Below are 14,901 nucleotides of genomic sequence, written 5' to 3'. Positions count from 1 at the left end.
CATTATGGGATTCACCTGCGGCCTCGTCGGCCTGCCCAACGTCGGCAAATCGGTCATCTTCAACGCCCTCACCAAAACCCAGGCGGAGTCCGGCAGTTACGCCTTCACCACGGTGGAAGCCAACGTCGGTGTGGTGGAGGTGCCCGATCCGCGCCTCGAAACCATCAACCAACTGGTCGAGGCCAAAAAGAAAACGCCGACCACGCTCCAGTTCGTGGACATCGCGGGGCTGGTGAAAGGTTCGTCGCGCGGCGAGGGTCTCGGCAATAAATTCCTCGGCAACATCCGCGAGGTGGACGCCATCGCCCACATCGTGCGTTGTTTCGATGATCCCAACGTCATGCACGTGCATCCCAAGGTGGACCCGGCCTACGACATCGACGTCATCAACATGGAGTTGATCGTCGCCGACATGGAGACGCTGGAGAAGCGCACGGTGAAGTTGGAGAAGACCGCCAAGAGCGGCGACAAGGACGCCAAGTGGCAGTTGGAGTTGATCCAGAAGCTGATGAGTACGCTGGAAGAAGAGAAGCCCGCGCGCTTCCTGCCGCTTGCCACCGTGCAGGAAGAGCGCTTCGTCAAGTCGCTCAACCTGCTCACCACCAAGCCCGTGCTCTACGTGTGCAACATCGACGATCCCGCGAGCGCCGACGACAACCCCCACGTGAAGGCCACGAAAGAGATCGCGCAGAAGGAAGGCGCGCCGGTGGTCGTGCTGGCGGGCAAGCTGGAGATGGAAATCATGGAGATCGACGACCCGGAAGAACAGCGGGTGTTCATGGAAGAGATGGGTCTCAAGGAAACGGGATTGCACCACATGATCAACGAAGGCTACCAGCTTCTGGACCTCTGCACGTTCTTCACCGTCGGCGAAAAGGAAAACCGCGCCTGGACCGTGCGCAAAAATTCGAAGGCGCCGCAGGCGGCGGGCAAGATCCATTCCGACATCGAACGCGGATTCATCCGCGCCGAAGTGTTTCACTTCGACGACCTGGTGAAGTACAAGTCCGAGCACGCCGTCAAGGAAGCGGGCAAGATGCGCCTCGAGGGCAAGGAATACATCGTGAAGGACGGCGACATCCTGCATTTCCGCTTCAACGTTTAAGCGCCGCAAAATCAGCCGTCAAGCCGGTATCTTCCGCTGCGCCGGGCCGAATGCGCTCACCTCACCTGCCTCCTGCGGTATAATCGGGGTGACGTGATGATTCCCCGAAGGAGTCTGCATGCCCCGGTTTCTGAACAAAAAACGAATCGCCCTCTTTTTCGGGTTTTTGATTCTGCTCGGCCTGCCGTTCACCATCATCCGCGACCTGCCTGTCGAGATCGAAACCGACACCCGCGAGCTGAACCCCTACAAGGAACCGGAAGACCCCGCCGCCGCGTATCTGCACAAGGCTTCGGACAATTATTTTTACCGCGAGTTCGACGCCGCCGCCGACAATTACATGAAAGCCATCGCCATCTTCGAAGATCGGCAGGACTGGCCCCGCGTGGCGACCACATACGAGTCGCTGGGCGATCTGTACGTGTGGGCGAACCGTTCCGGTGACGCCGAAAAAAGCTACCTCACCGCCGTCAAGTTCCACACGCAGAACAACGATGTGCTCGGCCAGGCCACGGCGCTCAAGGACATCGCCGACATGTACAGCAAGCTGGAGAATCTGGAGGAATCGGAAAGCTGGTACCTGAAATCGCTCGCGGTGCTGAAGGAGGAGAAGATCAATCGCGTCTTCGGCAACGTGCACGAAAACCTGGGCCAGTTGTATTGGAAGATGGAACGCACCACCGAAGCGATGGAATCCTTCATGCACGCGCGCGACACCTACGGCGCGCTCAATTACCGGATGGGATACGACCACATGGAAAACGTGCTGAAACGCCTGCAACGGGGCGGCGAGTCCACGCACAACCACAACGTGCCCGACAGCGTGAAAAACCCTTACCACAATCCACCCCCGGCACACCCGTGACCGGGACGGCATTCATTTAATAAATTTAAATCAAAAAATCAGGATTCGGCGGTGGGGGGCGTGTCTTCGCTGGCAGCGGCTTCGTCTGCCTGAGCCTCGTCTTCCCCTTCCTCTTCGGCGGGGTCGTCGTGGTCGTCGTGGTCTTCCAGAAACCGGTCTTTAATGGCCTCGATGTCGTGTTTCTGCTTGTGGACTTTTTTGAGCAGGGTTTTGAGTTCCGGTTCGGGAAACAGGTCGTTGAGGTCCTGATTCGCCTCCGGGAACAATTCGTTGAGGTTGATCTCCTCTTCCGTCTTCTGCGGCGCGGCGGGGGCTTCCTGCGTCAAAAATTCCGCCTGCTGGGACGGGGAGGCAGGTTCGGTGGGTTGCGATTCGGTGTCGGTCATGCGAGGCTCCCAAAAAACGTATTTCACCGTCATGGTACTGGAAATGCCGGGGAGTGACAACTAGCTTTTTGGCAGGCGCGCGAGGATGAGCGGGATGGCCTCAACGGCCAGCGCGCGGTCGAAATCGAGCAGGAACCGGATGACGCGCTTGATCTGATCCCAGTCCGGCTGTGGTTTGGAAAGCGCGCGCTCGACGCGTTCGATCTCATCCAGAATTTCCGCCTTGTCGCGCGATGACAGGTCCATGCGCTCCACCACGGCGCGCAACTCGTCGGCGGAATCGGGTGTTGGAGGTGCGGCGCTTTTCGGCGTGGGCTCGGCCGCAGGCGGCGCGGGAGCAGGGCCTGCCTGCTTTCGTGCTTTTTCCTTCTGCGTATTTTCCTGGGCGATCTCGACCACCTGCTCCAGAAGTTCGAAGCACAGGTCGATGTCGCTCACCAGTGCGATGCGGTCGTTGATCTCTTTCTGCGCGTCTTCGGGTTTGGAGAGAAGGAAGTCGGAGGCGAAACGGATTTCGTCGAACGCGGGCAGTTTTTTCGACGCGAACTCCTGGACGAAGCGGCGCGATTTCAAGTGCCACCCGGAGAAGCGCGCGTCGTGGCGGTTCATCGCCGATTGCTTCATCGCTTCGCCTTCGTTGCGAAGCTGCGACACGGTTTCCTGCCAGCGCTCGCTCATGACGTCAAAACCGGGCGAGGTAGATTCCCATGAAAACGGCAAAGACGATGGTGATCAGCGTCACCTGGCTGAGCGTGCGCATGGTATCCAGCGTGGGCCGCACTTCCTTTTTCGCCTCCTCCGGCTTGAGGTCGAGGTTGGAGATGCGCGGGCGCAGGGCGAAGGTGGTGTACACGCTGAGGAAAAACGCGGCGATCACGAAGATCAGCTTGATGCCGAGAATGTTGTAATAGCCGTCCTTCAGGTTCACCTGCTCGGTGTAGTTTTCCATCAGGTAATAGATGCCGGACCCGACGAGCAACAGCACCGACACGAACACCGTCGGCACCAGCACGTCGAGCAGTTTGTAGGTGATGGAGTTTTCGTCCATGGGCTGGCCTGCTTCCTGCTTGTCGAAGCGGGGCAGGATCAGGTACAGGCAGTACACACTGGCCCCCACCCCCACGGCGGCGGACATGAGGTGAACGAAGATGATGATGGAGTCGATCATGTTTCAGAGATTTTTCAGATAGTGCACCAAGAGACGAACGCCCACACCGGAGCCGCCTTTCGGCACATAGGGTTTTTCTTCGGATCCCCAGGCGGTGCCGGCGATGTCGAGGTGCGCCCACGGAAAGTCGCCGACGAACTGTTTGAGGAACGCGGCGGCGGTGATGGTGCCCGCACCGACACCCGCACCGGCGATGTTTTTGAGGTCGGCGATGTCGCTTTTGAGGGCTTTTTCGAATTCATCATACAACGGCAGTTGCCACAGGCGTTCGCCGGTCTCCGTGCCGCTGTCGATGAGGTGCTGGATCAGCTTGTCGTCGGTGCCGACCACGGCGGTGGCGGCGTGCCCCAAGGCCACGATCACCGCACCGGTTAAGGTTGCGAGATCGATCACCGCGCGCGGTTTGTATTTTTGCGCGTACACCAGCGCATCGGACAAAATCAGCCGCCCCTCGGCGTCGGTGTTCAGCACCTCGATGGTCTTGCCGTTGGAAGCGGTGAGGATGTCGCCGGGCTTGATGGCCGAGCCGCCGGGCATGTTTTCCGTTGCCGGCACCAGGCCGATCACGTTGACCGGCAGTTTCAGGCTGGCAACGGCCGCAAGAGTGCCGATGGCCACCGCGCCGCCGGACATGTCGAACTTCATCTCGTCCATGCTGGCCGGCGGTTTCAGCGAGATGCCGCCGGTGTCGAAGGTGATGCCCTTGCCGACGATCACCACCGGGGCCTGGCTTTTTTTACCGCCGAAGTATTCCATGATGATGAACTTCGGCGGTTCGTGACTGCCGCGCGCCACACCCAAGAGCGCGCCCATCTTCTTCTGTTGCATGTCTTTCTTTTCGAGCACGCGGCAGGTGAACCTGTGCTTGCGCGCCAGCTTCTTCGCCTGGTCGGCGAGGTAGCTTGGCGTGGCGGTGTTGCCGGGATGCGTCATGAGGTCGCGCGTGGTCATGACCGCCTCCGCCAGCTTTTCCGCCGACTGCACGCCCTTCTGGAATGCAGGCACTTTCGCCTTGGGCCCGACGAGAAACACGATCTCCTGGATTCTGCTGGGCGGGTCGTCTTCGTCTTTCTGCTTATAAGCGTCGAAGTGATAGAGCGCGAGGTGCGCGCCTTCCGCCAGCGCGTGGCCGACGGGGTTGCCGTACTTGTCCTTTTTGGATTTAGCCAGCTTGCCCGCATCGCCTTCCGGCAGGTGCAGGGCGATTTTTTTGTACCGCGATTTCTCGGCGAGCTTCACGCCGGTTCCCGCCGCCTGGCGCAATTGGTCTTCCTTGATGTCCTTGATCTTGCCGAGACCCACCAGGATCAATTGTTGTGCGCCCAAAAGCCCCATCACGTTGAGCGAGCAGGTCTGGTTGGGTTTGCCTTCAAAGCGCTTGGCCTTGTACGCGGCGGAGATGGCGCCGTTCAGCAGGCTGTCGATCTCTTTCACCACGCCTGCGGGTTTTTTCTCCGGGCAGAGCACGATCAGGCATTCGGTTTTGTGTTTTCGCACATCGTCCGTTTTGACACTGGTTTTGATCATGGTTGGGTCCAATCGGTTTGACGTTTCAAGGATTATGAAGAATCGATTGTATGGAATTTTAAACAGGCAGACAAGGGGAAAACCCGGCGGCTGTGTCCAAAGGGGCACGGTCTCCGTCAGGGGGAAAGCGGCGTCACTGCTGAATCAAATCCAGTGAGACGCCCCACTTTCCGTTCCGTTCCGGGTAGGCGGCTTTCCATTCGAACCCGGGAAAGCGGGGATTGCGCAGATAAAGGGTGTGGTGTTCGCGGTCCAGATAACTGAATACGAAATGCCCCCACCAGGGCAGGGGATCCAGGATGAAGTGTTTTTGAACGTAGCCTCCTTCTACATCGACGACCAATTGAACGGAGGCGGGCGGCGTGTGCGGGCCGCCCACGGACATGCAGGTGTCGCACGGATCCGAATACCGGATGGCCGTGGCTGTGAATGTGCCGTCCGGGGTTTCGGGGACGGGGACCAGCCAGAAATGGGATGGATACAATTTGGACCGGAAGGAAAAATAAACATTCGGTTTATTACGGACGCTTCCCGCGTAGTGAAAGGAGCCGGTTTCCAACCCGATTCCGGTGGACGGTGCAGCCTCCACCACTCTCCAGTTTTTGAGGGACAGCGTCATTCTGAAATTTCCCGGTGCTTTGCTTTCCTTTTCCGCGGGGCCGGGGTGTCCTGATGTTTTGGCGGAGGGGCCTGAATGCAAAGGTGGCTGGCCGGAGGCAGAGTGCAGGCCCTGGCAGGAGGTTAGCAACAGGCAGGCCGCTACCACCGCCGCGCCCGTTGTGGGTGCGGAGAACAGGGGTTCTCCCCGTAAGGCTGGGGTGTCAACCAGGCCCTGTGGACAGTGGACGGGATCGTTTTGGGAAGGTGGTCGCGAACGCATGGGCATCAAAACAGCTTCAGGCCGTTCAGGTTTTTGACCTGGTTTGTGACCGGGGCCTCTGGCTCCAATTGCGTTTCCGCCGGGAAACCGGATTGCCCCGCCGGTCCTTCCGCGTCGCTGGCCGCTGTTTCCGTATTTTCGAGGTATCTCATCAGTTTTTGCATGACGCTCCGGTTTCGAGCTTCCTCATTGATTTTCATGCATTCGGATTTGTCATCGACCCATAACACCAGTTCGTGGAGCGTTCCTTTCTCAAGCGCTTTTCGGCTGAGGGTGGGGGCCGCATCCGGAGGATTGCTTTCGATGCCCGGTTTTTTGATCACGATGTAATTGTTCTTTTTTCCGTCCAGGCACTGTTTTTCCAGACGGCAGAAAAAATATTCGAAGGAAAATCCCTGGGCGGCGTTGTGCGCCTGGATTTCATCACGGGCGTGGGTCAGCAGTCCGTTGTGTTCGATCAGGCCGGGCAGTTCCGGCGAACAGGTGTTCTCGTCAAAATGCGGTCCCCCGATGACCAGCGGCCAGGCCGTTCCGGGCGTACCCAGCAGGAGCGCGGTCAATGCGCATAAAATAAGCGGCTTGGCGGTGGACGGGTTTTGGGAGAGCCGGTTCACGGAATGCCTCAGGTTGGGGTGATGCGGTTGATCTTGTGTATGAACAGGTAGTTGATGGAATTATCGAGGCCGGTGATGATCAGAGACAGAACGCTGACGAGGACCGCGCCGAGGATCAGTCCGTAAATCATTTCCGTCACGATCTTTTTGTTTGAGAAATTCACGAAGGCTTTCAGCAGGCGCAGTGTTTCCGAAAAAAAGTCCAGCGTCCGCACCGAGTCGACTTTGACAAAAAAGTCGATCGCCAAAGCGAGGAGGAACACCGTGGCGACCCCGACCATGAGGGAATGGATCCAGAACGGGTCTTTGTGCAGGACCCGGACAAGGCTCGCCATCTCCAGCGTCTTGAACGCGCCCAGCAATACCGCGAAGAAATAACTGACGGCATTGTGAAACCGGATTTGAACATTGCTCTCCGAAACCAGGCGCCCCCACACGACAAACACAGCGGCCCAACACCCGAACAGAAACAGAAAGACGCCCAGATTGGTCACCAGTAGAAGGTGGATCTTGTTGGGGTCGATTTCCTGTTCCCCGACCACGCCGTGCAGGAAAATGCCGGACACCTCGTACGCCGCCTGCCTGACGAGGATTTCCAGGAGCACAAACACCACGGCCAGCAGGCAGGTCAGCCCCAGCACCCTGAGTACGAACAGGTTGGTCGGTCTTGTCGCGGAGGAAAGCGGCCGGTTGCGCCAGGAGGACAGCACCTCACTGCACAGTTGCCGGTATTGGGCGAAGGTGATCTGGTACTGGTGGCAGAGAAATTCAGGCGAGGTTCCGTTCAGGGCGGCGGCGATCACGGATGCCTTCTCCTCGTCGCTCAAGGTAGGAACGGTTTTGTCTTTCATCTCATTTCCATCAGGAAAAGGACTGGTGAGCCGCGCGTATGAAGACGGCGTTCCCAGTCACGAACCCAGTCCTTGGTGGGGGACGCGGGTGGGGAGCCGTCTTTTAGCTAAAACGAATACTGCTCAAGAATACTGCGGATAGACGGATCATGGGTTCCTGTTTGTTATAATTTTACAAAAATAAAATCATCCCGCCAAACTTTGTGGAAAGGTTCCGGCGGCATTAAATATGGAACAAGACGTTGTTGTGAATGATTCTGCCTGAAAAACGCATGCGTACGCCAAGGAGGCGGCGGTAATGTGTCTAGGAAAACAGGCGCGCGCCCGAAAGGTTCCGGCACGCGGGACACAGACGGAGAGGGACGGGGGTGTGGGTCATGAGTTTTGCCGCTTCCCGGTAAAGGAAGATGTATAATGGGGCCATTCCACAAACGCCAACGACATGGAGGGCCATGTTATGACGCGTTCGAAACGGATCTTATTCTGCCTGAACGCCTGGGCACTCTGCTTGTTGTTTTCAGCAGTGGCGGCGCAGGCGGTCGCCATCGAAGAATGCATCACGCCCTCAAGCGGAAGCAGTCCGGGCGATATCATTATCGCCCCGGACGGCACGGTGTGGTCCACCGAAACAACACCAACAAAATCGGCAAGCTGATTTCTTAACAAACAAAAGCGGCAGATTCAGGAGGTGGTTTTGTTTGCAGTCATAAAACGTATTCATTGGATATTCATTCTGGCGTGGGTTCTGCTCGGATTGGCCGCCTGCGGACAGCCGGAGAATTCCGGCGGCAAGGGTGCGGCAACGGCGGAATCCCTGAAGCAGCACGTCGAGTCGGCCATCGCCAAACTGGATGCGGCGAAGCTGAAAGACCTCGGGTTTGCGACGCCATACAACATGGCCGACAAGCAATTTGAGGCTCAATACGAAGTGAAGGTGGTCCGCCTTGAATCGGCCGGCAACAACGGCAAGCACGCGCAGGCGGAGGTTCAGTTGATCGGGAGCATGCAGGACCCGCGCACGGAGTTGTGGCTGACGGAGATGATCCAACTCAATTTTGCCCGACCGGGCGGGCGCGGGGAATGGAAACTGGTTTTGTACCGGGGGCAGGTCGAGGACTACCTGTCGCAGGTTGTCCCCGGGCAGGAGTTGCGCACGCTGTCCGATCCTTTGCAGGATTACCTTAAGTCCGCGTTCGCCACCGTGGCGGCGGCCGAACTGAAGTCCGAAGCATCCTGATCCATCTGCCGTCCAAGGCAGGTGTTGCTCATCACCCCCGATTTCATTCGGATTGCAGTTGGTGTGTCATTGCCAATCCGCCGTCGGATTGCCAGGCTTGCCCAAGGCAGAAAAGCCCCAATAAATCAGTTGACTATTAGGGGATCGCGGTTGAGAGCCGCAAATTTCGGGCGATGCCGGGCTGATGCAGGCGTCCTTCACCCCAAGGGGGACGAAATTACGGTTTTTCCATGGAGAAACGCCCCCGATCTGGTTGACAATAGGGTGTAGGCTCACTAGAATTTCTGGAAAAATCTCGCGAAATGTGAGATGGTATGAAGTCCTGAAAGCCAAATGGAATCGCCTCTTGGGCTGGATTCCAATCGAATGGATTGCATTGTTTTTTCAAAACTTACGTATATAAAGATTTTACAGGCAACTACAGGTAAAAGGAGATCCCCATGACGGTTGCGGAAGCGACAGAATCTCAGGCCACCGGGCAGGAAAAAGGGACCATCAAGATCACGGTCTGCATGAGCCTCAGTGGTCAGGCCGAGGGGGCCAAGGACGTTTACGCGGAATTTCAGAAACTGATCGACGAGCATCAGGGCTCGGCGGAGTTGTCCGAGCGCGGCGGTTGCGAAATGGGCCAGGTCGGATGCCGTGGTTATTGCAGTCGCGACGTGCTGGTGGACGTGTACGTGCCGGGTCAGCCGCGCGTTACTTACGAACGCGTGAAGGTCGCCAACGTTCCGCAGATTTTCAAGGACCACGTGCTGGGCGGCAAACCGTTTGCCAAGCTCGCGGCCAAGCCGGATTACTATGAAACGCTGGAGAAGCAGGCGCGGGTCGCGTTGAAGAATGGGGGCAACATCGATCCGGAAAGCATCGATGACTATATCAAGGTCGGCGGTTATGAAACCTTGAAAAAAGTGATGACCACCATGACGCCGGAACAGGTGCGCAAGGAAATCCGGCGCTCCGGTCTGCGCGGCAAGGGCGGCGGCGGATTCTTCACCGGCGACAAATGGGAAAAAACGGCAAACGCCCCGGGCGAGCGCAAGTACATCATGGTCAACGGCGACGAGGGCAACCCGGCGTCGTACATGGACCGCAGTATCATGGAAGGCTGTCCGCACCAGGTGCTGGAAGGTCTGCTGATCGGCGCGTACGCCATCGGCGCCACCGACGGCATCATCTACACCCGCTCGGACTACTCGATCGCCGTGCGCCGCCTGAACATGGCGCTGGAAGCGGCGCGCGAGCGCGGGTTCCTCGGCAAAAATATTCTGGGCACGGATTTCAGCATCGACTTTTACGTGCATGAAGGCATGGAAGCGTTTATCGGGGGCGAGTCGACGGCGCTCATGTCTTCCGTCGAAGGCAAACGCCCGTTCCCGAAAGCCCAGCCGCCGCATTCTTCCGAAAAGGGCGTCTTCGGCTACCCGACGAACCTGAACAACGCCGAGACCTGGGCGACGGTCACCGAGATCATGAAGCAGGGCGCGGACTGGTACCTGTCGATGGGTCCGGAGAATTCTCCGGGTTGTAAGGTTTGGGCCATCGCCGGCAACCTGAAATACGCCGGACTGATGGAATTCGACATGAACACCACCGTGGGCGAGATCATCAACGATTACTGCGGCGGCATTCTGAAGAAGAAGGACCTCAAGGTGGTGCACATCGGCGGTGTCACCGGCGGCTTCCTGCCCCCGGAAAAACTCGACACCAAGACCGACTACGAAAGCCTCATCGAGGCGGGCGCCATCATGGGTCAGGCCAGCCTGTCGGCGTACGACAACTCGGCCTGCGTCATCGACCTCACCCGTTTCTCCATCGGCTTCAACGAGTCGGAGACCTGCGGCAAGTGCACGCCGTGCCGTATCGGGCTGACGCTCATCAAGAACATGCTGGACGACATTGCCGAAGGCCGCGGCAAGATGGAGTACCTCGACAAACTGCAGGGCATGTGCGAGGAGATCAACGTCACCTCGCTGTGCGGCCTGGGTGAGACGGCGGTCAAATCGGTTCTCAGCGGACTGCGTTACTTCCGCAAGGAGTACGAGCGGCATATCGTCGATCAGGTGTGCGACGCGGCGATGTGTACCGGGCTGTACCGCTACGTGGTCAAGGAAGACGAGTGTGTGGCCTGCGGCGCGTGCATCAAGCCGTGCCCGACGGGCGCGATCACCGGCGGCACGAAGAAGGTCTCGGCGCACATTGACATGGACCTGTGCATCAACTGCAACGCCTGCTACCAGGCCTGCAACTTCCTGGCGATCGCCTGACCGCACTTCAATCATAAATACAAAACCCCGGAACCTTCGCGGTTCCGGGGTTTTTTTATGCCTGCCTGTTGCCTTGCGCGTTTTACGTTTTTTTAAAAGCGGAATTCTTTCAGACTGCGGAAACGTCCCGATTCCGTAAATAGTTTGAAGCTGTCCACACAGAAGTGGTTGCGCCGGAGGTCGAGGGTGGCGAGCGAAGAAAACCGCGGCGACTCGGCCAGCGCCTTGAAACCGGAATAGCGGATGCCGTTGCTGTTGAGGCGCAACTCGGTGACATTCGCCATGTTCTCCGAACAGGCGAGGGCAATGACGCCGTCGCTTTCCATCCACGTGTTCCACAGCTTGAGGGTTTTGAGTTTGGCGAAGTTGGGTGACTGCGCCAGGATCTTTCCGCCCTGGTTGCTGATGTCGTTGTGGCTGAGGTTCAATGCCTCCAGTTGCGTCAGCACGCGCGACGTGCCGAGCGCCTGCACCCCCGCGACCTTGATGTTCGTCTTCTCCAGGTTGAGCGCGGTGAGTCCCGTAAACGGTGCCTCGGCCAAAGCCAGCATGCCCTTGTCGCCGATCGGGTTGTCCATCAGGTTGAGCGATTTGAGATTTTTCAGGTGCTCCGACTGGCACAGCGCCACCAGTCCCATATGGTCGGCGAAGTTGTTGCGCAAGGACAGGTGTTCGATGGTTGCCATCTCGGGGCAGCGCGCGATGGCCTGAAGTCCCTTATTGCCGAGGCGCTGGCCGTTGAGGTTCAGCGTGCCGTCCCCGCCGTGCGTTTTGATCAATTGCCGGATGCGGAAATCCAGAAGCGTTTCCTCGCCTTCGCGGGTGAATTCGTTTTCGTGCGTGTAGAGGTCCTGCAGGTTGGCGAGGTTTTTGGAGTTTGCCAACGCCTTTGCGCCGTCGTTGTGAATCCAGTTGAAGTCGATCACCAATTTCTTCAGGCGCGCCATCGTGGGCGACTGAGCCAGCAGTTTGGCTCCGGCGTCGTCGATGCGGTTGAACCCGAGATTGAGCACTTCCACCGGGGAGAACACGCCGGTCTGAATCCAGTCGGAGAGCGTGTCGGTATTGATCTTGTTCTTGCGCAGGTTCAGCCAGCGCAGTTGCGGGTTGGCCGCGCCATCCGGAAACCGCGACAGGCGTTCCTCGCCGATGCGGTTGAGCTCCAGTTCGAGGAACTCCAGCTTCGGCAGTTTTTTCGATTTGATCAGGCGCAGTGCGCCGTCGTCGCCGATGCGGTTGTTGGTGAGATTGAGCAGTTTCAACTGCGCGAGGTTTGGCGATTGCGCCAGTGCCGCCGCGCCTTTATCAGTGATGGCATTCGAGTCCAGATGCAGGTGCGTGACGTTGGTCAGTGAAGCGCAATCAGCCAGCGCTTCGATGCCGGTATCGCCGATGTCGTTCCACGCCAGGTTGAGCACGCGCACGTGCGACAGGTCCTTGTGCCGCGCCAGGAACACCACCCCCGCATCGCCCAGCGAATCGTAACTCAAGTCGAGCGTTGCGTGGCGCAGGGCCAGCTTGTCCGCAATGGCCTGCACGGTGCGCAGTCCGTTGTTCTGGGCGTTGGTTTGGGCGTTGGTTTGGGAATCAGTCATCGTCGGCGGGAAAATCGAAACGGAATTCTTTGAGAGCCTGAAGCCGCGGCGATTCGCGCAGGCGTTCGAAGCCTTCTGGAGAAATCATGTTGTACGTCAGGTTGAGGACTTCCAGCTTTTTGAGCCCCGGCGACTCCGCCAGCGCTTCCATGCCTTCTTCGCCGATGCCGTTGGCATCGAGATGCAATGCTTTGAGGCGCGGCAGGTTGCGCGAGTGGGCCAGGGCCACGGCCCCGGCATCGCCGATCTTGTTGAACGACAGGTCCAGTGTTTCCAGCCGCGACAGGTTGGGCGATTCGGCAATCGCTTCCGCGCCTTCGGGACCGATTTTGTTTGAGTACAGGCTGAGATACCGCACGTTGTCCAGCTTGTCGCAGTCGGCCAGGTACTCCACGCCCTGACTTCCGATCCGGTTCTCGTACAGCCACAACTCCTGCACGCCCTGGAACAGGTCGCCCTCCACCAGTTCCTCCAGGTACGTGTCCTTGATCCAGCAGTTGTGCATATACAGAATTTCGACACCCGGCACGGCCAGGTTTTCGGCCACGTCGATGGCGATCTGCAAGTCGAAGCGCTTGTTGGACAGATCGAGCGTTTTCTTGTCCTTGCTCAGGCCCTTTTTGATCCAGCGCCGGATCCAGGTGATGTCGTCAACGTTCTGGTTTTTCGCCATATTCGTGCATGGGTGCGGTGGAAAATCTCAATTCTATAGATGTCCTATGAAAAGTAAAGGCCAAATCCGACGGCGCATTTGCCCGATTTTCCCGGCATGCCGATTCTGGTATGGTAGGCGCATGAACTTTGTACCGGCGCACATGGCCCTTCGGCGGGGCCTTTTGATGGCATGCCTGCTGGCGGTGGGCCTGCTTGCGGGCCCCGGCTGTTCCAACTCGTCAGACGCGGGCGGGGAGGAAAAAATCCTGCGTCTCGCCATCCATTCGGAGCCGCCCACGCTCGACTGGTCGCTCGCCACCGACAACGTGTCCTTCGATGTGTTGACCAACATCATGGAAGGCCTCACTCAGTACAACGAAAACCTGGAGCCGGTGCCGGCCATTGCTCACCGCTGGGAGTTTTCGGACGACGGCACCACCCTCACCTACCACCTGCGCGAGGATGTCTTCTGGACCGATGGCAAGCCCGTCACCGCGCACGATTTCGAATACGCGTGGAAACGTCTGCTGAACCCCGCCACCGCCGCCGAGTACGCCTACTTCCTGTTCGACGTGAAAAACGCCTATGCCTACAACTCCGGCAAGCTGAAGGACCCGGGTCAGGTCGGCGTGCGTGCGCTTTCGGACACGGTGCTGGAAGTGAAACTGGAGCGCCCGGTCATTTACTTCCCCAGCATCACGACCTTCATGGTGACCTTTCCCATGCGCCAGGACATCGTCGAGCGCTACGGCGACCACTGGACCGATCCGGAACACATCGTCACCAACGGGCCGTTCACACTCCACGAATGGCAACACGAATACAAACTGATCCTGAAAGCAAACGACCGTTTTTATGAAGGACGGCCGGCGGTGGACCGCGTCGTGCTCTACGTCGTGCGCGAACCGACGACGGAGCTGACACTCTATGAGACGGGGGAGCTGGAAATGGTGGAACTGCCGCCGGTGGCCATCCCGCATTACAAGAGCAGTCCCGAGTACCGCAACCTGCCGCTCCTGCGCGGGTATTATTACGGCTTCAATGTGAAGAAAGCGCCGTTCGATGATCCCACCGTGCGGCGCGCCCTGGCCCACGCCATTGACCGCTCGCAGATTCCGGTGATCCTGAAAGGCGGTGAGTTGCCGACGGCGTCGTGGATTCCGAAAGGCATATTCGGCTACAACCCGGATATCGGCCCGCATTTCGATCCTGAAAAAGCGCGTCGCCTGCTGGCTTCCGCAGGCTATCCGGGAGGGAAGGGCTTTCCGCCGTTCGCCATCGCCTACAACACCGACGCCACCAACAAACTCATCGCCGAGTTCGTGCAGGCGCAATGGAGGAAGCATCTGTCACTGGACGTGTTGTTGGAGAGCATGGAGTGGAAGGTGTTCTTGAGCAAGCTCCGGCTGGACGCGCCGCCGGTGTACCGGCTGGGATGGGGCGCGGACTTTCCCGACCCGGACAACTTCATGAATCTGTTCACCTCGACCAGCGGCAACAATCACCTGAACTGGGGCAATGATGAATACGACCGGCTGATCCGGCAGGGCGCGGCGGAACGCGATCCCCAAAAGCGCCGGGCCATCTACGACGCGGCGCAGAAGATCCTCACCGAAACCGACGCGCCGCTCATCTCGCTCTTCGGACTCACGCACAACGTGCTGGTCAAGCCCTACGTCAAAGGTCTTCATCTGAACGCGATGGAACTGCTGTACCTGAAGCACGTGCGGTTGGAAAAGGACGCCGCCTGAG

The 14,901-nt window shown here is 58.5% G+C and carries 15 protein-coding genes; 6 read left to right on the top strand and 9 right to left on the bottom strand.

Annotated elements, in window-relative coordinates; all coding sequences use genetic code 11:
- Positions 1-4 precede the first annotated feature (4 nt).
- Both ychF and J2S31_RS11125 read left to right on the top strand, forming a co-directional pair.
- Positions 5-1,105 carry a redox-regulated ATPase YchF gene (gene ychF / locus J2S31_RS11130; protein WP_237099161.1) on the top strand — a complete coding sequence of 367 codons (1,101 nt, stop codon included), beginning with the start codon at positions 5-7 and terminating at the stop codon, positions 1,103-1,105.
- 118 nt (positions 1,106-1,223) lie between these two features.
- Entirely contained in the window at positions 1,224-1,970 is a 747-nt protein-coding gene (locus J2S31_RS11125) for a tetratricopeptide repeat protein (RefSeq protein ID WP_237099160.1), read from the top strand.
- A 38-nt stretch (positions 1,971-2,008) separates the two neighbouring features.
- Here the strand turns inward: J2S31_RS11125 and J2S31_RS11120 are convergent, their stop codons facing one another.
- The 7 genes from J2S31_RS11120 to J2S31_RS11090 all read right to left on the bottom strand — a co-directional run bounded on the left by J2S31_RS11120 (position 2,009) and on the right by J2S31_RS11090 (position 7,396).
- Positions 2,009-2,356 (bottom strand): hypothetical protein, encoded by a 348-nt coding sequence (locus tag J2S31_RS11120; RefSeq protein WP_237099159.1) that lies wholly within the window; start codon positions 2,354-2,356, stop codon positions 2,009-2,011.
- 60 nt (positions 2,357-2,416) lie between these two features.
- Complete coding sequence (locus J2S31_RS11115) at positions 2,417-3,034, bottom strand: hypothetical protein (RefSeq protein WP_237099158.1); 618 nt, start codon at positions 3,032-3,034, stop codon at positions 2,417-2,419.
- A gap of 4 nt (positions 3,035-3,038) precedes the next feature.
- On the bottom strand, positions 3,039-3,524 hold the full coding sequence (locus J2S31_RS11110) for a hypothetical protein (RefSeq protein ID WP_237099157.1): 486 nt from the start codon (positions 3,522-3,524) through the stop codon (positions 3,039-3,041).
- A 3-nt stretch (positions 3,525-3,527) separates the two neighbouring features.
- Positions 3,528-5,051 (bottom strand): leucyl aminopeptidase, encoded by a 1,524-nt coding sequence (locus tag J2S31_RS11105; protein ID WP_237099156.1) that lies wholly within the window; start codon positions 5,049-5,051, stop codon positions 3,528-3,530.
- Positions 5,052-5,184: 133 nt separating this feature from the next.
- Complete coding sequence (locus J2S31_RS11100; RefSeq protein ID WP_237099155.1) at positions 5,185-5,670, bottom strand: hypothetical protein; 486 nt, start codon at positions 5,668-5,670, stop codon at positions 5,185-5,187.
- Positions 5,671-5,936: 266 nt separating this feature from the next.
- Positions 5,937-6,545: a hypothetical protein gene (locus J2S31_RS11095; RefSeq protein ID WP_237099154.1), complete on the bottom strand. Its 609-nt coding sequence runs from the start codon at positions 6,543-6,545 to the stop codon at positions 5,937-5,939.
- A gap of 8 nt (positions 6,546-6,553) precedes the next feature.
- Positions 6,554-7,396, bottom strand: a complete 843-nt coding sequence (locus J2S31_RS11090) for a hypothetical protein (RefSeq protein ID WP_237099153.1) — start codon at positions 7,394-7,396, stop codon at positions 6,554-6,556.
- A gap of 457 nt (positions 7,397-7,853) precedes the next feature.
- Here J2S31_RS11090 and J2S31_RS11085 point away from each other — a divergent pair, with 457 nt between their 5' ends.
- The 3 genes from J2S31_RS11085 (at position 7,854) to J2S31_RS11075 (ending at position 10,900) form a co-directional block, all read left to right on the top strand.
- Entirely contained in the window at positions 7,854-8,051 is a 198-nt protein-coding gene (locus J2S31_RS11085) for a hypothetical protein (RefSeq protein WP_237099152.1), read from the top strand.
- 39 nt (positions 8,052-8,090) lie between these two features.
- The gene (locus J2S31_RS11080) at positions 8,091-8,633 is read left to right on the top strand and encodes a hypothetical protein (RefSeq protein ID WP_237099151.1); all 543 of its coding nucleotides are present in this window, start codon (positions 8,091-8,093) and stop codon (positions 8,631-8,633) included.
- Between the two features lie 440 nt (positions 8,634-9,073).
- Positions 9,074-10,900 (top strand): NADH-ubiquinone oxidoreductase-F iron-sulfur binding region domain-containing protein, encoded by a 1,827-nt coding sequence (locus J2S31_RS11075; protein WP_237099150.1) that lies wholly within the window; start codon positions 9,074-9,076, stop codon positions 10,898-10,900.
- A 92-nt stretch (positions 10,901-10,992) separates the two neighbouring features.
- Here J2S31_RS11075 and J2S31_RS11070 read toward each other — a convergent pair whose 3' ends face one another.
- Both J2S31_RS11070 and J2S31_RS11065 read right to left on the bottom strand, forming a co-directional pair.
- Positions 10,993-12,495, bottom strand: coding sequence for a hypothetical protein (locus tag J2S31_RS11070; RefSeq protein WP_237099149.1), 1,503 nt, complete (start codon positions 12,493-12,495; stop codon positions 10,993-10,995).
- Positions 12,488-13,168 carry a hypothetical protein gene (locus J2S31_RS11065; protein WP_237099148.1) on the bottom strand — a complete coding sequence of 227 codons (681 nt, stop codon included), beginning with the start codon at positions 13,166-13,168 and terminating at the stop codon, positions 12,488-12,490. The genes J2S31_RS11070 and J2S31_RS11065 overlap by 8 nt, the downstream gene beginning before the upstream one ends.
- Positions 13,169-13,289: 121 nt before the next feature.
- Here J2S31_RS11065 and J2S31_RS11060 point away from each other — a divergent pair, with 121 nt between their 5' ends.
- Positions 13,290-14,900 (top strand): peptide ABC transporter substrate-binding protein, encoded by a 1,611-nt coding sequence (locus tag J2S31_RS11060; protein ID WP_237099147.1) that lies wholly within the window; start codon positions 13,290-13,292, stop codon positions 14,898-14,900.
- Position 14,901: the final 1 nt, after the last annotated feature.

Source organism: Nitrospina gracilis Nb-211 (assembly GCF_021845525.1).
In the GTDB taxonomy this organism is placed as follows: domain Bacteria; phylum Nitrospinota; class Nitrospinia; order Nitrospinales; family Nitrospinaceae; genus Nitrospina; species Nitrospina gracilis_A.
Note: the sequence above shows the minus strand (reverse complement) of the source record. Positions and strands in the feature narration are given on the sequence as shown.